Origin of the sequence: Burkholderia pyrrocinia (genome assembly GCF_022809715.1) — a bacterium.
Classification (GTDB): Bacteria; Pseudomonadota; Gammaproteobacteria; order Burkholderiales; family Burkholderiaceae; genus Burkholderia; species Burkholderia pyrrocinia_C.
The window spans coordinates 2,647,141-2,670,301 of the sequence record NZ_CP094460.1 but is presented as its reverse complement, the minus strand read 5'-3'; the positions used below and the strand labels follow the sequence as shown (position 1 = coordinate 2,670,301).

Sequence of the window (23,161 nt, the reverse complement as noted above, 5' to 3'; positions counted from 1 at the left end):
CGCAGCCGTGTGAATCGCTTCACCGGTTTTATATCCGAACCATCCGGAGGCTTTGTATCCCAACGTATCTGTGTGCGAACACGACACACAGCGATTCAAAAATCGCCCGAGAAACGACGCTTTCGGCGGGCCGCGCGGCACACGCGGCCCCCGTGCGCCGGTGGGTCAGAACAGCTTGGCGATCGCGGGCACGCTGAGCACCGCGACGTAGTACCCCATGAACTGCACGCCCGTGTTGAACGCGAACAGGCGCGACAGCATCCCGCCGAACAGGCCGATCGTCACGATCACGGCGAGCCCCAGCAACTGCCCTTCCCATACGCCGATCACGACGATCAACCCCGCGAAGGTCGCGATGATCGCTTCGTGGCTCAGCTTTCTCGCGACGAACGATGCCGCGCGGTGCGCGTGGTGCATCGCGAGCGGATACGCGATCAGCGCGGCCAGCAGGATCGACAGCAGCCCGTAGCCGAGGAACTCGGGCCAGCTCATCAGCGTATGGAGGTTGTGGATCTGCCCGCTCGCCGCGTCGACCGTGAAGCGCGGCGGCGCATTGAACAACGGCGCGGCCGGGCCGGCCGCGACCGGGCTCAGCGGCAAACCGAACGCGATCAGCGGGATCAGCGCCTCGGCGATGTAGGTCGCCTCGGTCACGCCGTTACGCGCGGCGATCACGGTCGTCAGGCGCTGGTACGCATGACGCACGCGCGCGCCGACGATCTCGCCCATCAGCACCGTCATCGCGACCGGGCTGAACACGAACGTCGCGCTCGACACCGCGGCCGTCCCGACCGTCCACGCGACCTGCTCGCGGTCGAGCACCTTCAGCGGATTCGGGAAATAGCCGCGCCAGCTTTTCACGTCGGGCGCGAGCACGAACGTCGACGGCCCGTCGCGCCGCATGCGCCGCCGCTCGGCCGGCGACAGGATCGAGAACAGGTCGGCAACCAGCGGCCCGATCGCGATCCCGAGGAAGTAGCTGACGCTCAGCTTCACGCCGTAATGGCCCGTCAGCGCCTGCAGCCCGACCACCAGCATCACGAACGGCACCAGCAGCAGCACCGACGCCCAGCGCCCGGCGGAGAAATACGCGATGCCGACGGCCGCCGCGAGGAACACCCACGGCGCGGCCTTCGCGATCGCCGCGCCGAACGGCGCGAGCAGCGACGCGAACAGCACGGCGAGCGGCAGCGCGACGAACGCGGCGACGATCGCGCCGGAGATCATCTTGCGCAGCGCGATGTGCGGCACGCCGAGCGCGCGCAGCAGCGTTGCCTGCTGCAGCAGCGGCGCGGCCATCGTGTCGCCGGGAATGCCGAGCAGCGCGGTCGGGATCGAATGCGTGATGTGCTTGGCCACCGCGCCCGCGAGGAAGAACGTGAACACGCCGGCGGGCGGCACGCCGAGCAGCGCGACGAGCAGCGTGAGCGGCGCGATCGTCGTCGTTTCGTCGGTACCGGAAATCAGCCCGATGCCGGAGAACACGATCGCGCCGAGCAGCCCCATCGCGAACGCGGCCGGCAATGCATGCAGCAGCGCATCCATCAGCGACCTCCCGCGCGTGCGCGATCGGGCGACGCATCGTATGACGCAAACAGGTCGAGCAGGCCGACCTCCTCCATCTCGGCGCGCGCGCTGGCCGACAGGTCGCTCGCCGACCCGAGCCCGCCCGATGCTTCGGCAAGCTGCCGGAGCGCTTCGTCGCGTTCGGCGCCGCCCGCCGCATGTTCGATCACCGTGCGCTTCGGCTTGAACAGCACCGCGCAGATCGCGCCCGCCAGCAGGCAGCCGCCGAGGCCGATCAGCATCGCGTATGCCCGCGCGATCGCCGCGTCGTGCACGAACGACGCGAGCACGAGCCGGCCGATCTCGAACGCGCCGAGGCTGATCGAGATGCCGAGCAGGACCGACCACGCGAGGTGCTTCGTGGCTACGGTGTCGCCCCACACCTCGACGAGCGTCGCGGCCGACGCATCGGCGCCCGCGAACGGCCGCACGCGATGCGGCGCGGGTGCGACGGCGCTTGAACCGGTCTGTTCCATGTGTCTCCTCCTTGATTGATATGTCGCCGGCCGCGCCGGCGCGGCACGCCACGCACGCCACATACGGCGCGCGTACCGCGCTTCAGCCGCATCAGCCGCCGCTGCGGCCCGCCAGCAGCTCGACCGCGAAATCCGCGCGCACGTCTTTCGCCGCGACCATCTGCTGCGCGACCCGGTCGATCTCCGCACCGGTCGCGCCGGCCGCAACGGCGATGTTCCGTGCATGCAGCGCCATGTGGCCGCGCTGGATGCCTTCGGTCGCGAGCGCGCGCAGCGCACCGAGATTCTGCGCAAGCCCGACCGCAACCGCAATTTCGCCGAGTTCCTGCGCGGAGGTCACGCTCATGATCTTCAGCGCGAGACGCGCGAGCGGATGCGTCTTCGTCGCGCCGCCGACGAGCCCCACCGGCATCGGCATCTCGATCGTGCCGACGAGGTCGCCGTTGGCGGCCTTCTCCCACGTCGTCAGCGACGTATAGCGGCCGCTGCGGCTCGCGTACGCGTGCGCGCCGGCTTCGACCGCGCGCCAGTCGTTGCCGGTCGCGACCACGACCGGATCGATGCCGTTCATGATGCCCTTGTTGTGCGTCGCCGCGCGGTACGGGTCGGTCGCCGCGAACACGTACGCATCGATCACGCGATCGATCACCGCCTCGCCCGGATAGTCGTCGGTCGCGAGCGTGTCGGCCGCGTACCGTACCTCCGCGCGTGCCAGCCGCAGATCCGCGAGGTTGGACAGTATCCGCAACCGTACCTGGCCGCCGGTAATCGCCTCGATGCGCGTCGCGACGGTTTCGGCCATCGTGTTGACCGTATTCGCGCCCATTGCGTCGCGTACGTCGACGATCAGGTGAGCGACCACCATCGCGCCGCGCGGCGTATCGGGGAACACGTGGACCTCGATGTCGCGGCAGCCGCCGCCGAGGCCGACGAGCACCTTGTCGCGGCTGTTCGCGAGTTCGATCAGCTCGGCCGCGTGCCGCAGGATCGCGAGCCGCGCGCCGTACGGGTCGCCGACGCCGATCACCTGTACCTGTGCGCGCATCAGCGGCCCGCTGCTCGACGTGCGGAAGCCGCCGGCCGCGCGGGAAAGCTTCGCCATATACGATGCGGCCGCAACGATCGACGGCTCCTCGACGGCCATCGGCACGATCACGTCGCGGCCGTTGATCCGGAAGTAGCCGGCCACCGCCATCGGCAGCTCGAACGTGCCGATCACGTTCTCGATCATCCCGTTCGCCGTATCGAGCGGCAGTGCGCCGGGCTTCGCGAGCAGCGCGTGCTCGACATCGTCGAGCCCGACGGTACGGGACAGGTGGGACAGGCGTTGCTCGGGCGTGAGCGAGCGGAAGTTCGGCAAGGCGGAATCGATGGGCATGATGTCGTTCTGTTTGGGGGTGGCGCTGTGTCTCCGTCCGCGCTTGCGGCAGGCAGCGGATAGCCGAATAATAGTCACGCCGTACCCATTGAAAAGGTACAGACGAAGCAGACAGCCACCTATCCGTACCCATGACAGTGGGCCGGCCCGACGGAACATTGCGATGAAACAGCGTGCGAAAGCCAGCCTGTCTGGCGCGATGGCGGACAATCTCGCCAGACAGATCGAGGAAGGCGTGTTGCCGGCCGGCGCGAAGCTGCCTTCGATCAGGGAATACGCCGAGGCGTCCGGCTGTTCGAAGAACACCGTGATCAGCGCGTTCGAGATGCTCGCGGCCGACGGCCTGATCGAGCCGCGCCGCGGCTCGGGCTTCTTCGTCACGCGGCGCGCGGCGGCCACGCCCGAGGTCGACGAGCCGAGTTCGCTCGACCGCGCGATGGACATCGTGTGGCTGATGCGCGAGCAATTGCACGTGAAGCCCGATGTGCTCAATCTCGGCGAAGGGTTTCCGCCGATCGAGTGGCTCGAGGAAACCCGGCTGAACCAGTACCAGCAGCGCATCATGCGCACGAGTGCCGCATCGCTGTTCCGCTACGGCAGCCGCTTCGGCTACCTGCCGCTGCGCCAGTCGCTGCAGCAGAAGCTCGCCGGCTACGAAATCGAGGCACCGCCCGCGCAGATCGTGCTCACGCACGGCGCGAACCAGGCGATGGACCTCGTGCTGCGCTACTTCGTGCGCCCCGGCGACACCGTGCTCGTCGACGATCCCGGCTACTACCCGCTGTTCGGCAAGCTGAAGCTGAGCGGCGCGAACATCGTCGGCGTGCCGCGCGAGATCGACGGCCCCGACGTCGCGAAGCTGGCCGAACACATCGCCGCGTACCGGCCGAAGCTGTTCTTCACGCAGTCGGTCGGCCACAACCCGACCGCGACCGATACGAGCGCGGCCAAGGCGCACCGCATCCTGCAGCTCGCCGACGCGCACGACCTGATCGTCGTCGAGGACGACGCGCTGGCCGACTTGCGGCCGCGCTCGCTCACACGCATTGCGACGCTCGACCAGCTGCGCCGGACCATCTATATCGGCAGCTTCTCGAAATCGGTGTCGGCCGCGCTGCGCGTCGGCTTCCTCGCGTGCAACGCGGCGCTCGCGAGCGATCTCGCCGACGTGAAGATGCTGACCCACGTCAGCAGCTCCGAATACTGCGAACGCACGCTCGACGCGATCGTCAGCGACGGCCACTTTCTCAGGCATACGAATCATCTTCAGGAGAAGCTGCGGCGTGCGACCGGCACTGCGCTCGCTGCGCTCGATCGTCTCGGCGCGCAAGTCTACCGGCCGTGCGAGCAGAGCCTGTATCTGTGGGCCGCGCTGCCCGGCTGGCCCGATTCGATGCAGCTCGCGCAGGCGATGCTGGAGCGCGGCGTGATCCTCGCACCGGGCGCCGTGTTCTCGCCGCAAGCCGATCGTCCGTCTGCGTATTGCCGGTTCAACGTCGCGTATCTGGCGGACAAGCGGTTTGCGCAGGCGTTGCAGGCGATTGCGTAGAAACGAAGCGACCGTGGGCCGAAGTGCAACCGACCCGCGGTCGCCGCTCAACCCACGCTTACCCGCGACGCAGCGGCCGGAACCCGGCACGCACTTCGCGTGCGAACAATTCCGGCTCCTCCCATGCCGCGAAATGCCCGCCCTTGTCGACTTCGTTGAAGTAGATCAGGTTGTGATAGCTGCGCTCGGCCCAGCTGCGCGGCGCCTGGTAGATCTCGCCCGGAAACACCGTGATCGCGGCCGGCAGCGAAATATCCACCGCATTGAAGTTGTTCGAGTGATCCTCCCAGTAGATCTGCGCGGCCGACGTCGCGGTGTTCGTCAGCCAGTACAGCGAGATGTCGTCGAGAATCTCGTCGCGCGGGATCGAGCGTTCGGGCACGCCGCCGCTGTACGTCCACTGCGAGATCTTGTCGTACATCCACGCGGCCTGACCGGACGGCGAATCGGCGAGCGCATAACCGACCGTCTGCGGACGCGTGACCATCATCGCCGAGTAGCCGCAGTTGTCGCGATAGAACGTCGCGAGCTTCTCGTACGCAGCCTTCTCCTTCGGCGACAGCGAAGCCGGCGCGGGCGAATCGGTCGCGAGCAGCGTCGCGATATCCGGCGGCACCGTCGCCGGCATGTTCACGTGAATCCCGGCCAGGCCCTGCACGCGCTGCATCGCCATCCGGTGCGAGATCACCGAGCCGCAGTCGCCGCCCTGCGACACGAAGCGCGTATAGCCGAGCCGCGCCATCAGCTCGCCCCACGCGCGCGCGATGTGGTCGGAACCCCATCCCGTCTGCGTCGGCCGGCCGGAAAAACCGAAACCCGGCAGCGACGGCACGACCACATGAAACGCGTCGTCCGCGCTCGCGCCGTGCGCGGTCGGGTCGGTCAGCGGGCCGATCGCCTTCAGCAGCTCGAAGATCGAACCGGGCCAGCCGTGCGTCATGATCATCGGCATCGCGTTCGCGTGCCGTGAGCGCACGTGGATGAAATGAATATCGAGCCCGTCGATTTCCGTGATGAACATCGGGAAACCGTTCAGGCGCGCTTCGCCCTTGCGCCAGTCGTAGTCGGTGCCCCAGTAGCGCAGCAGCGCCTGCATGCGCGCGAGCCGCACGCCCTGCGATTCGTCGGCGACGGTCTCGCGGCCCGGCCAGCGCGTCGCCGCAATGCGGCGGCGCAGGTCGGCCACGGCTTCATCGGGAATGTGCGCGGTGAACGGGCGTATGCCGCTGCCGCCGGTCGCGGCATGCAGCGCGGTGGGTAGCATCGCCGATACCCCGGCGGCCACGGAAGTGGCCAGCAGGTGGCGACGCATCGGGGAAAACGGTGTGGAAGACATCGTTCGGCATCTCCTTTCGTGAAGTGGAAAGTGAACATGCCGCGCGCTCGCTCGCGCCCTGGCTTTCAATCCGGCGCGCCCCGGTCACGCGGCGTCGCCCATTTGAAAGGTCTGATGTATCCGTGATTTGTCTGATTTGTACGCGTTTGTATTTGCGGCGCGGCGAGCGGCCCGCGCCGCCGCTCGCCCGCATGACGCTCAGAGCGCGTTGACGATCGCACCGTCGACGCGAATGTTCTGCCCGGTGATGTAGCCCGCGCCGTCGGACAGCAGGAACGCAACCGTCTTCGCGATCTCGCCGGTCTTGCCGAAGCGGCCGGCCGGAATGCGCGCGACGATCTCCGGCGTTTCCGGCCAGCTGTCGATGAAGCCCGGCAGCACCGCGTTCATCCGGATGTTCTCGGCCGCGTAGCGTTCCGCGTAAAGACGCGTCCACGCGCTCAGCGCCGCACGCAGCGCCGACGACACCGGCATCGGCTGCTCGGGCGCGTCCGCCGCGAAGCTCGAGATGTTGACCACCGCGCCGCCGCCCTGTTTCTGGAAAATCGGCGTCACGCGGCGCATCACGCGCACCACGTTCAGCAGGATCAGGTCGAGCCCCGCGTGCCAGTTGTCGTCGGTGATCTCCAGCAGTTCGCCCTTCGGCGGATGCCCGGTGTTGTTCACGACCGCGTCGATCCGGCCGTAGCGCGCGACCGTCTCCTGCACGAGCCGGTCGATATCGGCTTCTTCGGTGACCGAGCCCTGGATGCCGAACCCGCCCAGCTCCTCGCCGAGCGCCACCGCGCTGCCCGACGGCGACATCAGCGCGACGCGGTAACCCGTCGCCGCCAGTTCGCGCGCGATCGCCGCGCCCATGCCCTTGCCCGCTGCCGTGATCAACGCCACTTTTTCTACAGTCACGATCTGCTCCCTCGCTCGAAACCTGCCGCCGCGCAGCCGCCATTCGGCGCGCCATGGTGGTAATGTAGGCGCATCGCAGACGACTGTCGAACCAGTATTTCTGCCTCCAGACGATAGTTTTTCTACAGCCTGACAATGCCGCCCCGCCCTTCCCGCCTGCCGCCGCTGAATGCGCTTCGTGCATTCGAAGTGTCCGCGCGGCACCTCAATTTCCGCGCCGCGGCCGACGAGATCGGCGTCACGCAAGGCGCGGTCGCGCAACAGGTGCGCCACCTCGAGGACGTGCTCGGCCTGAAGCTGTTCGAGCGCCTGCCGCGCGGCCTCGCGCTGACGCACGACGGCGCCGCGTATTTCTCCGACGTGCAGCGCGCGCTGCACGCGATCGCCGATGCAACCGACAAGCTCGTGAAGCGGCGCGCGGCGCTGACGATCAGCACGACGCCGTCGTTCGCGTCGAAGTGGCTGATCCCGCGGCTCGCGCGGTTCACCGACGCGCATCCCGACTACGACGTGCGCGTGATCGCCGACCAGCAGCTCGCGACGTTCCGCCACGACGGCGTCGATCTCGCGATCCGCTACGGCAAGCCGCCGTTCGGCAAGCATCTCGCCGCGCATGCGCTGTTTCCGCTCGATGTATGCGCCGTGTGCAGCCCCGCGCTGCTGGCCGCGCCCGCGTCGCCGCGTGCGCTCGCGGGCCACGTGCTGCTGCACGATGCGCACGACCTGTGGCCCGAGTTCATCGAAGCGATGCCCGAGCCGGTCGATATCGATCCGCACAAGGGGCTGCGCTTCAACCAGACGTCGCTCGCGATCGATGCGGCCGTCGCCGGCCAGGGCATCGCGCTCGCAACCGATCCCTTGGTCGAGCGCGATATCGAGGCAGGCCGGCTGTGCAAGCCGTTCGATTTCGCGTTTCCGCTGTCGGTGGGGTTCTATCTCGTGTATCCGGCCGAGCGCCGCGACGACGATGCGATCGTGATGATGCGCGACTGGATGATCGGGCAGGCGGTGGCGGACGAGCGGCCTTGAGCGGCCATCGCCCGGATCAGGGGACGATCCAGCGGCCTTCGCAGCCGCTTTCTTGCAGATCGAATACCGCTCGGCGATGGCCCGCGCGTGCGAGTTCGAGCCAATCGATGCGCGTGACGGTCATGTGGATCACGCAGAAATTTTCGTAGCCGTCGCCGGAAGGCGCGGTGTCTTGCCTCGCCGAGACATGCGCTGCTTCAGGCGACTCGACCGGCGTGCCGGGCGGCAACGGTGCGCGATACAGCAGCAGCGTATGCGGACGGCTCGATTGCCAGATCGCGCGCCGCTGCGCTTCGTCGTCGCAGATCGACGCAACGCCTTCCGCGCGAATCTGCACGAGCGCATCGAGATCGCTCGCGACGATCGCGATACGCGGATCGCGGCGCAGCTCCGCGACCTTCTCCGAACGCACATCGGTATGAAACGACAGCATGCGATCGGCGCGGCTCGCCTGGCGCAGCACGATCGTACGCACCTTCGGCGCGCCGTCGAGGCCGAGCGTGGCCGCCTGCAGCATCGTGAACGGCGAGCGCTGCACGCCGACGCCGGATTCGAGGCAGGACCACAGGCGGTCGTACGTTTGCGCGAGCGATTCGGAAGTTGAGTCGGACATGACGGGCAGCGGCGATCGCACGTGTTTCGATCGCGCAAGCTTAACCGTTTGCTCCGGTGACGGCTCGCGTGCGATGCGGCCGCCGCCTGCGTGCCGTTCAGTTGTAGCCGAGCACGACCGGCGCCGCATCGCCGGCATCGGTCGTCGGCTCCGCACCGAACCGGCCCAGCACGTCGGCCACATACTGCGGTCCCGCACTGATCTGCGACGAGCGATGCTTTGCCGGTCGGTTATCGCCAGCACCCGGCGCCGCGCCCATCGATATTGTGTCGTTGACGGTGATAGTCACGTTCACGTCTCCTCACGCGGCCAGCGCCGCACCATACGCGCGCACGAGGCGCGCGACGCCTTCCCGGATCGCGTCGACGTCCGGCGCGGCGAACGACAGGCGCAGCGATGCCGCGTCGACGTTGTCCGCGAAGAACGCGTTGCCGGGTACGAACACGATCTTGTTTGTAATTGCGTGTTGCAGCAGCACGTCCGACGACACCGCGCCGATCCGCGCCCACACGAACATCCCGCCTTCGGGGCGATGGAATTCGATCGCATCGCCGAAACCGTCGCGCAGCGCGTCGCACATCGCGTCGCATTTGCGCTGGTACGCGGCCGTGATGCGCGGCAGATGGCGTTCGAGCGCGCCGTCGGCCAGGTATTCGGCGGCGGCCGCCTGCGTCCATGGCGAGCTGCACAGATCGACCGTCTGCTTCGCGATCACGCAGCGCCGCGCGATTTCGGCCGGCGCGATCGTCCAGCCCACGCGCAGCCCGGGCGCGACGATCTTCGACAGGCTCGCGAAATGCACGATCCAGTCGCGCGCGCCGTCCACTTCGCCGGCGAGCGCGAGCATCGACGGCACGGCTTCGCCCGCGAAGCGCAGGTCGCCGTACGGATCGTCTTCGACGATCAGGAAACGGTATTGCACCGCGAGACGCAGCAGCTTCAGCCGGCGTTCGCGCGTGAGCGTCGCGCCCGTCGGGTTCGCGAAGGTCGGGACGGTATAGAGCAGTTTCGGCTGCGCGATCGCGCCGGACGCGAGTTGTTCGCCGAGACGATCGACGTCGACGCCTTCGCCGTCGACCGGAATCGTCACGATGCGCGCCTGCTGCAGACGCAGCGCCTGCAGCGTTGCCGGGTAAGCCGGCTGTTCGGTCAGCACGACGTCGCCGGGCGACACCATCACGCGCAGCAGCAGGTCGAGGCCCTGCTGCGAGCCGGTCGTGACGAGCAGTTCGGCCGGCGTGCACGCGACGCCGCGACGCGCCATCAACGCGATCAGTTGCTGCTTCAGTTCGGCGAGGCCGTCGGTCGGGCCGTATTGCAGGCAGCGCACGGGCTGCGCGTATGCGCGTTCGGCGGCCTTGTTCAGGCCGTCGACGTCGAACAGGTCGCTGGCCGGATAGCCGCCAGCGAACGAAATCATGCCCGGTTCGGACAGGTACTTGAACAACTCGCGGATCGGCGAGCCGGCGGGATTCTGGAATGAGGGCGTGAACGCGTACATGTCGTCGTGAGCAGGATGGCGCGGACGGCCGGGATAGCCGCCAGGTGCCTGCCGCCGGGGCGCTTCTGGCGCCACGGCGGCGAATTCGAGCCACGATTGTCGATAGTCATTAAGGCCGCGGCAAACGATATCTATGCACTAGGTCTTGCGGTTTGGTCATCAAATGGGGTTGTCGCGGCGATCCAGTCCGGCCGATTGTTTCGGCGCGCGCGCCCCTTGCCCGCCGCTGTTTACCGGGGTGAAGCAGGCTCAGCGCTCCGTACCGCCAGGTCCGACCGGGTGCGGCTTGGCCGTCCGGTTTTTGAGTTCGCGCATGAGGTCGTCCGACACATAGTGGGGACCATCGAACAGATAGACCGGATAGCCGCGATAAACCTGGAGCTGCCTGCTCAATTCCTCGGCGCTGGCTGAACGGAATCCGCCATGCTCGGCCGGCCGAAAGGCCTCGGCGATGACCCGCACGCGCCGTTTGCCCAGGCGTGAAGCCAGCTCGTCGAGGTAGGTGCGAGCGACCTGCGGCTCGCGGGCATAGACGCCGCAGCCGTCCTGGAAGAACACCCCGACATCCGCGGGCAGCCACGTTGCGAGCCAGTCCGCCAGCGTTTTTCCGCCGACGTTGGTCTGGTCGTAGACGCTCACCCAAAGCGGACGAGGCAGTCGCTGCAGAATCTCGGCAAGCTTGGGCGCCTCCTGCCAGGTCGGATCGATTTCGACCGGGAAGTAGTAGCCGGTGACATGCAGCGGCAGATGCACGCGCGCCACCTCCGCGGACTGGTCCGCGAGCGTCGACAGGTGGGTGCGCGCGCGTTTTTCGTCCTGGTAGCCGGCCAGGCCCAGGATCACGTTTCTGGCCCACGGCGCACGACCGATGCGTTCCCAGTCGGGAAGGCGCGCCGCGGTAGGGATGCGGGTGTTGGCAACGAACGCGGTATCGTCCACGACGGTCCATTGGATCAACAGATCGTGTACGCCGAGCATCTGCCAGTTTCCGACGGGATTCGTCGTCGTGTTGTCCACCTGCCACACGATTCCGTCGGCGTGAACGTCGTGCGACGTCCAGCTGCATGCGGCCACGACGAACGATGCGCCAATCGCCGCGAGCGTCGCCGCGCGGTGCGAACGCGGTGCGCTGGAGAGCCGACGCGGTCGGCCTGCCAGTCGAAACCGGCCCATACGCTGTTGAATTTTGCGCACGGCCGGGATGGCGGACGTGGTCATCGCTGGCTCCCCCCAAGCATTGTCGCGCGTCATCGTAGCGGATCAAACGCAAACGTGCGACCCGCATTTCCGATGCGGATCGCACGAGGTTACCACCACACTTGCCTCACTTGGCAGTCGTGCCGTCTACCCACTTGTAGCCGAGATTCGTAATGCCGGTGATCAGGCTCTGGAAGTCCTGGAAGGCCGGTAATCCGAGATCGGGTTCAAGCCAGTACGGGTGGAAGAAGAAGGACGCGAAACCGTCCCGCACCGCCAGACCGTATTGAGCATTGGTAACGAGTTGCTGCCATGTGTACGTGATACACGAGAACGGGTCGATATTGCAGATGTTGTACTGCATGCTGCCCAGGTTCTCCGGGATGATCCGCTGCCCGTAGTAATCGGCGTTGATGATGTACGGGAAGAACTGCCCGGCCGAAAAGTCCTGGTTGGGCGCCCCCGTTCCGAGTTGCGGCTTGGTCGCGGTGTAGTAGACGGCCCGCTGGAACGTCGTCGGGAACGTGAGGGCGGTGGCCGCGGCTGCCAACGGCGACATCTGGTACTGCGGCGCAGCCCAGCCGACGACCTTGTAGCCGTTGGTCGTGAACTCGAGGATGCCCTCGGCCATTCTGCCTTCCGCCCATTGAACGGAGTCCTCATCGACTGGACGATTCTGGACCGCATACCAGAACTCATAATCGCTGCCGCTGACCGCGGTGAGCAGGTTCGGCGTCGAATCGTACTGGTGCGTAAGGCCGTGCACCACGATCGAACCGCCGCGCGCGACCGCGTAGTTCAGCGAACTCTTGAGGCCCGTTGCCTGCGCAAGATGGATCGTCTCCGGCACGCCGCCGGTGTAATAGCCGTTCGGATCCGTATACACGGGGATGGTGGCCATCGTGAACGGAATCCTCTTGAAGTACAGGTAGTCCGTGAGCCTTTTCATCGAACTCGTCGTCGTATACGCGTCGAGATCCTCCAGACGTACGAGAGCACGGTGATTCACCGGCGCATTGGTCTGCAGGATGTCGTGCAGGATGTCGCATATCACCAGGTACCGATCCGTCGGGCCGATGTAGGAAAACGGCATATCCGCGAAATACCAGAACTTGCCCGAGCGCATGACGTATGGCGTGGTCGCCCCGCTCTTGCTGTTCTTGATGGTGACGAGTGCCTGCGCCTTGGTGGCATCGACGATCTGGGTCAGCCCGATATCCGGGTCCGCACTGATGGCACCGGTCGACGCGTCATACGCGTAGTACTTGACCATCGGCAGGTTCTTGTACGTGACCGTGTCGTAGAAGCCGGGGTTCGGATTGCTCGACGAAGGCGGCGCGTTCAACCCGGCAATGCCGAGAAAGCTGAACCCGAAGGTCTGGTTGAAGGTGTAGGCCGTGTTCCATGCAAGCTGCCACAAGTTGTATTTGAACCAGACCACGGTCTTCGTGGTGGTCATCACGTCGCTCATGAACGCCGTCGGAATCGGGTTGTTGTAGTAATCGCCGATGTAGAACGTGACGTCGTGATTCGTGACCATTCCGGACGTGTAGTTCTGTATCGGCACCAGATCGACCGTCGCGTTGAAATGGCCAAGCAGGTTCCTCAACATGATGCTGTACATCAGGCCAAGCTTCGAATACGGGTCGTTGGCCGGGTTATCGTATAGCACGAGCGTACGTGCCGTGGTGACCTGCGCGTGCGCCGTGCTCGGCAACGTCATTTGCGCGAGTCCGGCAAGCAGGGCTATGACAAGCAAGATCTTTTTCATGGCCGTTTCTCCCTAGTCGCGTTGCACGTTGCCACCGGCTTTCTTGACGGACTTCAAGTTGAACTTGGGGCGCCCCGTCTCCTTGTATGCCTTCTCCCATTCCTCGTCGGACATACCCGGCTTCACCTTGACCTGCGCGGACCCGTTGGGTAACGGAGGCGGCTTGATCTTTACGGCAGACGAATTGCCCTGCTCCTGCGCATTCGCATCCTGAACAGAGACGGCGAAGGCGAGCGCAGAGATTAATGTGACGAGTGATCCAACGGTGCTCAGTCCGTTCTGAAAATATCGATTGCGATGAGAAATCATGATTTTCATCCTTTGATATGCAAAATAAATTCATCTCGTTAACGAAACGAGCACGGCTGGTGCCATTTAATAATCAGGGCGTTATGTCTTTATTTTTTCCTGCGCGCTTGATGCCAGACAAAAATACAGGACGGGATTGCTTTCCTTTCAAGCTAGAAACGTACCATCGGTCGCAAATGGGCACGGGATCTAGGCACCCAAATCGGCGCGCAATGGCAACCCGAAATTGTTTAGAAAAAACGTTTCAGGCGTGCAACGTATCCGCTTTCGAGGCTGTCATCTGACAAACAAGTGAAGCCTGTTCGGACGATTCAGGGAAAACCAGTTCCCTCAACGCTTCGCGCACGGCAACGCGGTAATCGACTCGCGCGGCTCACACATGTCATGGCGACCGGAGAGGCCGGTGATCGCCGGAATCGCGTGACGATTTCCCGGCGGAGGCAGCCGGGGAGCGGCAGCAGGTCTGCAGATTACGTTTCATCAGATCAATTGACCTTGTGTTTCAGCATTGAAACGTTTGGCTCGGATTCGGTGGGTCGATCTTGTGCGACGCCCCGCAGAGGCCCGGACGGTCAAGGGCGGCGCGGCAATGGCGCGCGACTTGCTTTATGAACTGCGTATTGAAACGACTGAAACGACGGTGCGCAGGGAGCGCTGCGGGGAGCTGGATCGAGAGTGGATGCAAGCATTAATGGTGCAGGATCCATCCCGGCGGGAGACGGAAGTATGCAAGGCAAATACCAACTTTCAAAAGTCACCCACTGAACACGTTTCATCTTTAACGATACTACGTGGCCGCATCGAGAAAGCTCCAGGCTGACGGAGTCTTTTTCGAGTGACAGGATTTTTTGCGGCGCAAGCCGAGAAGTGGGAGTGACGGGGTCGACGAGGGCGAAGAGATATTCGTCTTGCGTTGGTGCGAGGGAGAAGAATCACATACAAGACAAAATCGCGGGGAGATGATGGATAACACAATATGGATTGCATATTTATATGCACTTAACATTATCACCATTTTTACCGCGATCGTCATCCTGGTAAGTACACTGGATGACCTTACGCTCGACGCCTGCTATTGGTCATTCGAAATCGGGCGGTTTCTGCGTCACGAAAAAACGCAGACTATCGATATCGGCATGCTGCGCGCCGAGGAAGAGCGCTATCTGGCACTCATGGTGCCGGCGTGGAAAGAGTATGACGTGATTGCCAAAATGATTGAAAACACATTGGCGACCATGGAATACGAGCGGTATGTGATCTTCGTCGGAACCTATCACAACGACGCCGAAACCACGGCGGAGGTCGAGCGCATGGTCCGCCGTTATCCGGGCAGGGTGACGCGCGCAACGGTCATGAACGATGGGCCGACCTGCAAGGCGGACTGCCTGAACTGGATCATCGAAGCGATCCTGCGCTACGAAGAAACGCATCATATTCAGTTCGCGGGCGTCGTCATGCACGACTGCGAAGATGTCATCCATCCGATCGAACTCAAGTACCTCAGCCATGCAGTTGCGGATAGCGACCTGGTCCAGCTCCCCGTTCTGTCATTGCCGCGGAAATGGAACGAGTTCGTGGCCGGATGCTATATGGACGACTTCAGCGAAACGCACCAGAAGGACGTACCGGCGCGAGCCCGTCTGACCGGCGTCGTCCCCGGCGCGGGTGTTGCGTCCTGCTACAGCAGGCGCGCCATCGAAGCGGCGATGAAGGAGAGCGGCGGCTGCCCGTTCAACACCAGTTCGCTGACCGAGGACTACGACTTCAGCTTTCGGTTGAGAGACCTGGGCATGAAGGAAACCTTTGCCCGCTTTCCGCTTTCGGATATCCCGCAGGATGCAGGGGCCAAGCGCGCAAAAGGCAGTGCCGCCAATCGAAACCTGCTGGCCACCCGCGAGTATTTTCCAAAGACATTTCGCACCGCATATCGACAGCGTGCGCGCTGGATCCTCGGCATCGCCTTTCAGGGGTGGGAGCAACTCGGCTGGAAGGGCGATTTCCTCACCCGCTACATGTTCTTCCATGACCGCAAGGGTATCGTCACCTCACTTTTTTCAGTGATTGCTTACGGTGTACTGATCAATTTCCTGGCGATAGCCGCCCTTCAGAAATTCGGTCATGCCTTCCCCGTCAGCGCCCCGCTCGTCACGGCGAGCGAATGGATGGTTCCGCTGCTCTGGGTGAACACCGTCATGCTGTTTGCCCGTGCCGGGCAGCGCTACTACTTTGTCAGCAAGCTGAACGGTCCGGTCCAGGGGCTGCTCTCGATTCCGCGGATGTTCGTCAACAACCTGATCAATTTCTACGCGGTTTGCCGCGCGTGGCGCATCTATCTCGGCCACCTCGCAAGCGGCAAGCCGATCGCATGGGACAAGACCAGCCATACCTACCTGTCGAACGAACAGCTCGGAAAAGTACGCCGCAAGATTGGCGAGATCCTGGTCGGTTGGGGCGTGGTCTCACTGGAGCAATTGCAGGCAAGCCTGGAGAGACAGCTGACATGCGGCAAGCGGCTCGGCGAACTGTTGATCGAAGGCAGTGCGATCTCCACCGAATCGCTGGCGGATGCGATCGCGGAACAGGCGGAACTCCCGCGGGTAAGCCTCGGCAATGTGGCGGTCGGCCATTTCGCGGATTCGCTGGCATTCGAACTGCAGTACACGTATCGGGCCGTACCGTTTTCGACCGCGGACGACGGAACGTTGAATGTGGCGGTCGGGCGGCCGCTCACGCAAGACGAACAGGATGTCGTGCGGCGCGGCGCCAGGACGAACGTTGCGTATTTCATTGCCTGCGATACGGAGATTGCGGCCGAACTCGCCCGACACTCGCGCTTCGTCGAACTCGCGCGAGCACGCGACGGCGACGATGCAACGTCGCAGGTTTCTCCAATGCAAAAGCCGTCGGGAGAACAGGCATGAAACGCTCCAGACTCCCGATCGCGGTTGGCCTCGCGCGCTGCGCGCGATTGAGCGCATTGGCGATCGCCGTATCGTTGGCCTGGCAGGCCCCCGCATACGCCACGCAGCCGCTCGCTCCCAAGGCTTATCGGCTCGCCGATGGCGCATACAAGGCAATCAGTGCCGGCGACCTGCCCCGCGCGGAAGAGTATGCACAGCGCGCCATCAAGATTCAGCCCGGAAGCGAACAGCTCGGGTTGCTGCTCCTCGATGTATTCAAGCGTGAAGGAAAAATCGACGAAGCGGACGCCATGGTGGAATCGCTAAGCGTTCGTTTTCCGAGAAGCGCCGCGGTACGGGCCGAGCATGGCTACCTGGCGCAGCGGCAACAGCGCTACGACGTGGCGTGCAGCGATTTCTCGGCCGCCGTCGCGACGGGAAAATGGAGCAAGGAGCAACAGCGCAACCTGCGTCTCGCATGGTCGGACAGTGCGCTCGCGGCGCATCGCCCGCATGACGCCGGCATTGCACTGGCGCCGCTGGCAGATGAAAAATCGGCCGCGGTTCAGTTGCGTATCGCGCAGTTGAGCTTGATGTCGGGCGATCGCGAAAGCGCGATCCGCGTGGCGGATCTTGCCGCCCGCGACGCGACGACGGACGCCGAGCGGAAGATGGCCGCGTCGATCGTGACGCAGGCCCAGCAACCCGAGCAGGCGCCGCAAATACCGGTGGACGATACCGCGACACAGAAGTTGCAGCAGGCCTATGACCTGCTGCGGGAACACAAGGATCGCGAGGCGCTCGACGCGTTCCAGGAGGGTTTCGACGGCGGAGCCGGCAACGCGATGAACTACGCGGACGCAGGTTATGCCGCCAAGCGTATCGGCTTGAACGAGCAGTCCGTCGAGCTGTTCGAGCACAGTCTCGACGCCGATGAAAACGAACACAAGTTCGATGCGCAGCACAAGTTCGGCTATCGGCGAGAAGTCGAGCAACTTCAGCGCACCTGGGGCTTCGTGCTGAGCGCGCCCTACCAGTCGGCCGCGTTCGGCCCGCAAGGCACCATCAGCGTGTTGCAGCCGGGTATCGAAGCGTACTGGCAGCCACCGAAGATCGGCTACCAGAACGGACGCATTCTCCAGTTCTTCGTGCGCGGATACGGCACGGCATACGACGGAAGCGGCAACGTGACCGGCATGCCGACCGTGCAGGGTTCGGTGGGGGTGCGCTACAAGCCGATACCCGACCAGAACGTGGTGATGACCGCCGAGCGGCTGTTCCACGTCGGCAGCCTGTCGATGACGGACTGGCTGATGCGCCTGGGCTATTCGTCGGAAGCGGGGACCGACCTGCGGGTCACCGAACCGAGCTGGCGTAGCTGGCAGGCCTATGTCGAAGGTGCGTACTTCATCAAGGCAGGCCGATACATCATCTATTCGGAGTTGCGTTACGGGCACACCTGGCGTTTGACGGCGCTCAGCGATCGGCTGACCGTCTATCCGCATGCCGCGGTGGCCGGCGATCACGACAACCGCCAGCCGGACAAGACGGCGATCGGTGTGGGGCCCGGCATCCAGTTCCGGTACTGGTTTCGCGAAGGCAGGTATAGCGCGCCGGCAAGCTATCTGGATGTCACCGTGCAATACAGGTTTGCGTTGACGTCAGCGGTACGCGCACGTGGTCTCGTGGTACGCGCAACTTTGTGGTTTTAACCTGCGACGCTGACGCTTACGCGCGGATGGCGCAGTTAGCTGGGTGACTTAAGCGTGATGATCGTTTGACGCAGCAGCTGGAAATACGAACTCGTCGAGTACGGGAGCATTTGTTCGACGTAGTTCCACCAGAAGAAACCGCCGATGAAACGCGGGTCGTTCATGGTGTTGACCATCGGGTAATAGGTTTTGATCAGGTTCTGCTGCACCGACGCCGGCGCGGCGGTATCCGACGTACCGATTTCGCCGAAGCCGACCTTCGCGTTCGGGAAAATGCTTTCCAGTGCCGCGAAATCGTTCTTCCACGACGGGCTCAGCCCCGGGCAATCCTGGTACGGGTAGTAGCTGAACAACGCGTAGTCGGCCTGCTGGCGAACCGTCGACGACAGGAAGTTCATCGGCCAGGTCTTCCAGTAATCCTGGGGTTTCTCCCAGCAGTTGGTACCCTTGCTGTCGTCGTTGTAGTACAGCGTGATCGCAGTCTTGCCGCCGTTCGATTTCACGATCGTGTTGGCCGCGGCGACCATCTGGCCGATCTGCTGTTCTTGCGAATTGACCACCGAGTTCGTACCGCTCGGGTTGTTGCGCAGCCATTCGCCGTTGATTTCGTTGGCGATCTCCCACACGTCGACGGTGTTCTTCAGTTGCGACACCAATTCCTGCGTTCTCGCTTGATACGTGGAAAGCGTCGTCGGGAAATAGTAAGAATCGTAGATCTCGCCCATCACATACGCGACCGAGTGCAGGCGCAGCAGCGGTGCGTAGTAGTCCGAGGCCGGCGTATCCGGATCGAACACGACGCGCACCGTCGGCCGATACGGCAGGTTCTGCAGCGACGCGATGATCGCATCGAGTTTCGTCAGATCATCGAGCGTCACGCCGTAGACCGGATTCTTCAGGGGTTCGACCTGAGCTTGGGCGGACTGGGATAAAGGCAAGAGCCCAGCATAAGCAATGCACGCGGCAACGGCCGTGCGCGAGATGTTTTTCGTCAGTCTTTTCAAAACGTCCTTCCGTCCTAAAGTAAGAAGAAGCGCGATTTTAGACGAAAATAAAAGCTAATTATCGGACGATATCGACAGAAATGGCTCCGGAACATCGCAGGGCGATGCATCACGCAGGAGAAGTTGCGACGCGATGCCTCCGGAAGAAATGTCCAGCATCCCTAAACGAATACCCAACAACATTGGTTCACAAGGCGGCCGAATAGTGAAACCCGTCACCAGCGGGATTCGGCTATGGATGCCTCGCGAACCCGTCGCCGCCCTGCTTCCGACGCTCGATCACGCAAACGTATGCGGCTGGTTTCAATCACCGTCAACGCCGCCATAGTCCCCGTCCGACGCACCGGCGAACGCCTCAGTCCGTTCCGCGTTCGGATCATCGTTGATATGCGTATCCGCCACCGCCACCGCCCGCCGATCGAGCAGCAGAATGTTCGTTGCCGGGTAGGTGGAAACACCAAGCTTCTTGCCGATGACTGCGTAGACGAATCCGTGCGCGTTCATGCGAAGCCCGGGACAACCCGCAGTCGACCTTTGCCGTGCGCGAGCCGTTCCCGAGCCGGGCCTCGAAGACAGCGCTCGTCGTTGGCAAGGTCGGCACACATCGACCGCCGAAGCCGCGCTCGCATAGGCCCGAGAACGGCGTGATTTTTCCGATGACGTGGAGACCGGCTACCCGCGATTCATCGCGCGCATGGAAGCAACGATCACCGCAGGAGCGACCCAGGGTCGCCTGGCCGTGCAACGCACTCGCTGCGGCAGATAATGAGTTGGGGTATGCGGCGCATACGCTCGCACGTACTGCGCGGCCGATGCTGACATAAAATGGAAAATGCTCTGTTGAAGATGAGCTGATGGCAAAAAAAAGGAGTGCCAACATGAGACGCCTTTATTTCCTCGTACCCGATACGCAGATGGCGAAGGCGATCGTCGACGACTTGCTGCGCGCGCGCATCATCTGGCGCCATATCCACGTCCTCGCCAATCACAGCGTCACGCTCGATCAGTTACCCGAAGCATCCTTGCTGCAAAGCAGCGATGTCGTGCACGCGCTCGAGCGCGGCGTCGCACTCGGCGGCGCGACGGGCGCGCTTATCGGTCTCGTCGCGCTTGTGTTCCCCCCTGCGGAGCTCGTGATCGCGGGCGGCGCCGTCGTCGCATTGACGTTGGCGGGAGCGGGCTTCGGGGCGTGGTCGGCCGCGATGATCGGCATCGCCGAGCCGAACGCGCGACTCCAGCGATTTCGTGAAGCTATCCGGGAAGGCCAGATCCTGATCATGGCCGACGTGCCGGGATTACGAGAGCAGGAAATCGAGGAGATGGTCGCCCAGCATTTTCCGAAGGCGGATCTGGAAGGCGGCGAGCCTACGACACCGATCTTCCCCTGAAACTCGAAAACCGGCATACGCAACACTCGAGGCTGTCTCCACATCGAGCGTGCTGGCGTCACGCCGGTGTGAAATCGGCATACGTCCAAGCGGGAGAATTTTCGGGGTGCTCCCGCTGCCCCCGGCACGCCGGTACAAGGGGCTGTTCCGTGACATCCAGTGCCTATTTGCGCTGCATCAAATCAGACGCCCGCAATCGCGCGGCGCCACACTCTCCGTTCCCTTTCCCGACACCCGCCGGTGCCCTCGCCAGAACGCATCGATGCGTATCGCCGAGCGCGTTATCGCATGACCGCGGCCACGGGCGGCATGCTGCCGCGCGCCAACTGCGCGCCTGCCGACACACCGATGCCGAACTCCGAGCGGAACGCCGTCGTGCCACCCATCGCGCAGGGTTTTTGTACCTTGCGTTGGCACCCATATCTGCCATTCTGAATCGAATAAAGGACGTACTTTTGACGCGAGTGGCGCCTTCTGAACCTGAGTGCTGAAGCTGAACCGTCGGCAAGGAGGTCGTATGGAACTGAACATTCAATCGCACCATTGGCAACGGCGCAGGCCCGACTGGCTCGCTGCTGCCGTGGCCGGTCTTGCGGGCGGCGCCCTGGTGATCGTGCTCGAATTCTTCTGGTCGACCATGGTGCTCGACGAAAGCCCGTGGCAACCGACCCACAAGATCGCGGCAATGGTGATGGGCCGCAGTGCGCTCGAACAGATGTCGGTCTTCAGCTTCGGCATCGTGGGGACGGCGCTGTTACTGCACTACGTGCTCGGCGCCATCATGGGGATGATGCTCGCCGCGATCATTGCGCCGTTCCGCTTCGATTCGAGCGTGGGCATGGAGGCCGTCATCGGGCTGGCTTTCGGGATCGTCGCGTATGTGTGGAACTTCTATGTGATGACAGCCGTGTTCCCATGGTTCATCTCCGAGCGGGGCTCCGGACCCTTGTTGGCAAACCTGCTGTTCGGTGTGGTCACCGCCGTCGTCTACGGCATGCTCGAACGGCGCAAGCAGGACGCGATGCACTGACACGCCGTTTTTTCTGCCGTGCTTAAAGACCCGGCGCCCTCGCGGGACGGCCGCCTCGACAACCGATGCGGAAGGCGGCCGTTTTGCATTGCATCGCAGCGAGCGGCTCCTCCATTCGCGCGATGTGCGTATGGCGCGCGCCGCCCCGTTGCGCTGCCTTGCACGATGCAAAGGAGAGGACTACCTTTTCTTTAGCGCCGCTTGCAACGCTTGGCGAATCGGACCTGGCAGACTGCCGGCGAAAACAACCATACGAAGTACGGCAAGGCGGCACAACGACGCCAGGAGCGCTTGTCGGCGGCTCCGGCGAGTGACACGCAGCGAGGCGGCCCATGGCCCTTGCGATTGCCCTGATCCTGATCATCGTATTGGCGGTGGGGTTTCACTTTGCCAGTCCCTGGTGGATCACGCCGATCGCGTCGAACTGGGTGCGCATGGACGACATGCTGACGATCACGCTCGTCATTACCGGCGCGTTCTTCATCGCGATCAACCTGTTCATCGTGATCGCACTGGTGCGCTACCGCCACCGCAGCGGGCATCGCGCGGCCTACGAGCCGCACAACCGGCGGCTGGAATGGTGGCTGATCGGCCTGACCGCTGTCGGCGTGGCGGCGTTGCTGGCACCGGGGCTCTTCGTCTACGCGGACTACATCCGGCCGCCGCGCAACGTGCTGCAGATGGAGGTGCTCGGCCAGCAATGGCAATGGCGCTTCCGCTTCGCCGGCCCCGGCGGCAAGCTGGGCACGACGGACGTACGCTACATCGGCAACGACAACCCCTTCGGCCTGAACCCCGGCGACCCCAACGGCCGTGACAACTACCTGATCGAGGCGCCCGAGGTACACCTGCCGCTCAACCGGCCGATCCAGGTCCTGGCACGGTCGCGCGACGTGCTGCACGACTTCTACGTCCCGCCGTTCCGTGCGCGCATGAACATGGTGCCCGGCATGGTGACCACCTTCTGGTTCACGCCGACCAAGGCGGGGCGTTACGACATCCTGTGCGCACAGCTTTGCGGTATCGGGCACTCCGGCATGCGCGGTGTGGTGGTGGTGGAAGACGAAGCGTCGTTCTCGCGCTGGCTCGCGCAGCAGACCACGTTCGCGCAGCGGCAGCAGGCCAGGGTGCAGGCAGCAGCAGCCGCTACCGGCGGCAGCGCCCAGGCGCTTGCCGACCAGGGCAAGACGCTCGCGGCGGCCAAGGGCTGCGTCGCCTGCCATACCGTGGACGGCAGTCCGCGCGTGGGCCCCACCTGGAAAGGCCTGTACGGCAAGACCGAAACGATGGCCGACGGCAGCACCGCGAAGGTGGACGAAGCCTATCTGCGCGCCTTCATCCGCGACCCGAAGGCCCGCGTCGTGAAGGGCTTCTCGCCCGTCATGCCGACCTTCGACCTGAGCGAGCAGGAACTGACCGCGCTGGTGGCCTACATCGAGTCGCTAGGCGGTCCGGCCGCCAGCAGCGCAACGAATCCCTAGCGAATCCCCAGCGGAGCA

Annotated in this window: 20 protein-coding genes; 7 read left to right on the top strand and 13 right to left on the bottom strand. The window is 64.0% G+C overall.

Translation table 11 applies throughout. The features are described 5' to 3' along the window. Positions 1–165 precede the first annotated feature (165 nt). From MRS60_RS28840 to MRS60_RS28830, 3 genes are all read right to left on the bottom strand, one after another. Entirely contained in the window at positions 166–1,545 is a 1,380-nt protein-coding gene (locus MRS60_RS28840; protein ID WP_105389756.1) for a tripartite tricarboxylate transporter permease, read from the bottom strand. Next, complete coding sequence (locus MRS60_RS28835; RefSeq protein WP_243566081.1) at positions 1,545–2,042, bottom strand: hypothetical protein; 498 nt, start codon at positions 2,040–2,042, stop codon at positions 1,545–1,547. The genes MRS60_RS28840 and MRS60_RS28835 overlap by 1 nt, the downstream gene beginning before the upstream one ends. Before the next feature lie 91 nt (positions 2,043–2,133). After that, positions 2,134–3,420 (bottom strand): hydroxymethylglutaryl-CoA reductase, degradative, encoded by a 1,287-nt coding sequence (locus MRS60_RS28830; RefSeq protein ID WP_243566080.1) that lies wholly within the window; start codon positions 3,418–3,420, stop codon positions 2,134–2,136. Between the two features lie 163 nt (positions 3,421–3,583). On the opposite strand from MRS60_RS28830, the gene MRS60_RS28825 reads away from it, so the two are divergent. Next, the gene (locus MRS60_RS28825) at positions 3,584–4,969 is read left to right on the top strand and encodes a PLP-dependent aminotransferase family protein (RefSeq protein ID WP_243566079.1); all 1,386 of its coding nucleotides are present in this window, start codon (positions 3,584–3,586) and stop codon (positions 4,967–4,969) included. A 58-nt stretch (positions 4,970–5,027) separates the two neighbouring features. Here the strand turns inward: MRS60_RS28825 and MRS60_RS28820 are convergent, their stop codons facing one another. Then, positions 5,028–6,305, bottom strand: coding sequence for an epoxide hydrolase family protein (locus MRS60_RS28820; RefSeq protein WP_034182008.1), 1,278 nt, complete (start codon positions 6,303–6,305; stop codon positions 5,028–5,030). Between the two features lie 198 nt (positions 6,306–6,503). Continuing rightward, complete coding sequence (locus MRS60_RS28815) at positions 6,504–7,208, bottom strand: SDR family oxidoreductase (protein ID WP_105389760.1); 705 nt, start codon at positions 7,206–7,208, stop codon at positions 6,504–6,506. A gap of 135 nt (positions 7,209–7,343) precedes the next feature. Between MRS60_RS28815 and gcvA the strand changes: the two genes are divergently transcribed. Next, positions 7,344–8,237: a transcriptional regulator GcvA gene (gene gcvA / locus MRS60_RS28810; protein ID WP_243566078.1), complete on the top strand. Its 894-nt coding sequence runs from the start codon at positions 7,344–7,346 to the stop codon at positions 8,235–8,237. A 16-nt stretch (positions 8,238–8,253) separates the two neighbouring features. Here the strand turns inward: gcvA and MRS60_RS28805 are convergent, their stop codons facing one another. From MRS60_RS28805 to MRS60_RS28780, 6 genes are all read right to left on the bottom strand, one after another. Beyond that, positions 8,254–8,850: a pyridoxamine 5'-phosphate oxidase family protein gene (locus MRS60_RS28805; protein ID WP_243566077.1), complete on the bottom strand. Its 597-nt coding sequence runs from the start codon at positions 8,848–8,850 to the stop codon at positions 8,254–8,256. Positions 8,851–8,947: 97 nt separating this feature from the next. Continuing rightward, positions 8,948–9,139, bottom strand: coding sequence for a hypothetical protein (locus MRS60_RS28800; protein ID WP_217588809.1), 192 nt, complete (start codon positions 9,137–9,139; stop codon positions 8,948–8,950). Positions 9,140–9,151: 12 nt separating this feature from the next. Continuing rightward, complete coding sequence (locus MRS60_RS28795) at positions 9,152–10,351, bottom strand: PLP-dependent aminotransferase family protein (protein WP_243566076.1); 1,200 nt, start codon at positions 10,349–10,351, stop codon at positions 9,152–9,154. A gap of 249 nt (positions 10,352–10,600) precedes the next feature. After that, positions 10,601–11,569 (bottom strand): hypothetical protein, encoded by a 969-nt coding sequence (locus MRS60_RS28790; RefSeq protein WP_243566075.1) that lies wholly within the window; start codon positions 11,567–11,569, stop codon positions 10,601–10,603. A 106-nt stretch (positions 11,570–11,675) separates the two neighbouring features. Further along, positions 11,676–13,319, bottom strand: coding sequence for a DUF2334 domain-containing protein (locus tag MRS60_RS28785; protein WP_243566074.1), 1,644 nt, complete (start codon positions 13,317–13,319; stop codon positions 11,676–11,678). A 12-nt stretch (positions 13,320–13,331) separates the two neighbouring features. Continuing rightward, positions 13,332–13,637 carry a hypothetical protein gene (locus MRS60_RS28780; protein WP_243566073.1) on the bottom strand — a complete coding sequence of 102 codons (306 nt, stop codon included), beginning with the start codon at positions 13,635–13,637 and terminating at the stop codon, positions 13,332–13,334. Between the two features lie 953 nt (positions 13,638–14,590). Between MRS60_RS28780 and MRS60_RS28775 the strand changes: the two genes are divergently transcribed. Both MRS60_RS28775 and MRS60_RS28770 read left to right on the top strand, forming a co-directional pair. Then, positions 14,591–16,549 carry a glycosyl transferase family protein gene (locus MRS60_RS28775; RefSeq protein WP_243566840.1) on the top strand — a complete coding sequence of 653 codons (1,959 nt, stop codon included), beginning with the start codon at positions 14,591–14,593 and terminating at the stop codon, positions 16,547–16,549. After that, the gene (locus MRS60_RS28770) at positions 16,546–18,240 is read left to right on the top strand and encodes a bacteriophage N4 adsorption protein A (RefSeq protein ID WP_131947807.1); all 1,695 of its coding nucleotides are present in this window, start codon (positions 16,546–16,548) and stop codon (positions 18,238–18,240) included. Before MRS60_RS28775 ends, MRS60_RS28770 begins: the two co-directional genes overlap by 4 nt. Before the next feature lie 35 nt (positions 18,241–18,275). Here MRS60_RS28770 and MRS60_RS28765 read toward each other — a convergent pair whose 3' ends face one another. Together MRS60_RS28765 and MRS60_RS28760 are read right to left on the bottom strand one after the other, a co-directional pair. Then, on the bottom strand, positions 18,276–19,223 hold the full coding sequence (locus MRS60_RS28765; protein WP_051983756.1) for a hypothetical protein: 948 nt from the start codon (positions 19,221–19,223) through the stop codon (positions 18,276–18,278). Between the two features lie 324 nt (positions 19,224–19,547). After that, positions 19,548–19,748: a hypothetical protein gene (locus MRS60_RS28760; RefSeq protein ID WP_243566072.1), complete on the bottom strand. Its 201-nt coding sequence runs from the start codon at positions 19,746–19,748 to the stop codon at positions 19,548–19,550. A gap of 374 nt (positions 19,749–20,122) precedes the next feature. Here MRS60_RS28760 and MRS60_RS28755 point away from each other — a divergent pair, with 374 nt between their 5' ends. The 3 genes from MRS60_RS28755 to MRS60_RS28745 all read left to right on the top strand — a co-directional run bounded on the left by MRS60_RS28755 (position 20,123) and on the right by MRS60_RS28745 (position 23,143). Beyond that, complete coding sequence (locus MRS60_RS28755) at positions 20,123–20,632, top strand: hypothetical protein (RefSeq protein WP_034181997.1); 510 nt, start codon at positions 20,123–20,125, stop codon at positions 20,630–20,632. Positions 20,633–21,149: 517 nt separating this feature from the next. After that, complete coding sequence (locus tag MRS60_RS28750; RefSeq protein WP_034181996.1) at positions 21,150–21,662, top strand: hypothetical protein; 513 nt, start codon at positions 21,150–21,152, stop codon at positions 21,660–21,662. A gap of 332 nt (positions 21,663–21,994) precedes the next feature. Continuing rightward, complete coding sequence (locus MRS60_RS28745; protein ID WP_243566071.1) at positions 21,995–23,143, top strand: cytochrome c oxidase subunit II; 1,149 nt, start codon at positions 21,995–21,997, stop codon at positions 23,141–23,143. Positions 23,144–23,161: the final 18 nt, after the last annotated feature.

Coding starts and splice junctions, on each gene's coding strand:
- MRS60_RS28840 (WP_105389756.1), bottom strand. CDS start 1,545: ATGGATGCGCTGCTGCATGCATTGCCGGCCGCGTTCGCGATGGGGCTG.
- MRS60_RS28835 (WP_243566081.1), bottom strand. CDS start 2,042: ATGGAACAGACCGGTTCAAGCGCCGTCGCACCCGCGCCGCATCGCGTG.
- MRS60_RS28830 (WP_243566080.1), bottom strand. CDS start 3,420: ATGCCCATCGATTCCGCCTTGCCGAACTTCCGCTCGCTCACGCCCGAG.
- MRS60_RS28825 (WP_243566079.1), top strand. CDS start 3,584: ATGAAACAGCGTGCGAAAGCCAGCCTGTCTGGCGCGATGGCGGACAAT.
- MRS60_RS28820 (WP_034182008.1), bottom strand. CDS start 6,305: ATGTCTTCCACACCGTTTTCCCCGATGCGTCGCCACCTGCTGGCCACT.
- gcvA (WP_243566078.1), top strand. CDS start 7,344: ATGCCGCCCCGCCCTTCCCGCCTGCCGCCGCTGAATGCGCTTCGTGCA.
- MRS60_RS28805 (WP_243566077.1), bottom strand. CDS start 8,850: ATGTCCGACTCAACTTCCGAATCGCTCGCGCAAACGTACGACCGCCTG.
- MRS60_RS28795 (WP_243566076.1), bottom strand. CDS start 10,351: ATGTACGCGTTCACGCCCTCATTCCAGAATCCCGCCGGCTCGCCGATC.
- MRS60_RS28790 (WP_243566075.1), bottom strand. CDS start 11,569: ATGACCACGTCCGCCATCCCGGCCGTGCGCAAAATTCAACAGCGTATG.
- MRS60_RS28785 (WP_243566074.1), bottom strand. CDS start 13,319: ATGAAAAAGATCTTGCTTGTCATAGCCCTGCTTGCCGGACTCGCGCAA.
- MRS60_RS28780 (WP_243566073.1), bottom strand. CDS start 13,637: ATGAAAATCATGATTTCTCATCGCAATCGATATTTTCAGAACGGACTG.
- MRS60_RS28775 (WP_243566840.1), top strand. CDS start 14,591: ATGGATAACACAATATGGATTGCATATTTATATGCACTTAACATTATC.
- MRS60_RS28770 (WP_131947807.1), top strand. CDS start 16,546: ATGAAACGCTCCAGACTCCCGATCGCGGTTGGCCTCGCGCGCTGCGCG.
- MRS60_RS28760 (WP_243566072.1), bottom strand. CDS start 19,748: ATGAACGCGCACGGATTCGTCTACGCAGTCATCGGCAAGAAGCTTGGT.
- MRS60_RS28755 (WP_034181997.1), top strand. CDS start 20,123: ATGAGACGCCTTTATTTCCTCGTACCCGATACGCAGATGGCGAAGGCG.
- MRS60_RS28750 (WP_034181996.1), top strand. CDS start 21,150: ATGGAACTGAACATTCAATCGCACCATTGGCAACGGCGCAGGCCCGAC.
- MRS60_RS28745 (WP_243566071.1), top strand. CDS start 21,995: ATGGCCCTTGCGATTGCCCTGATCCTGATCATCGTATTGGCGGTGGGG.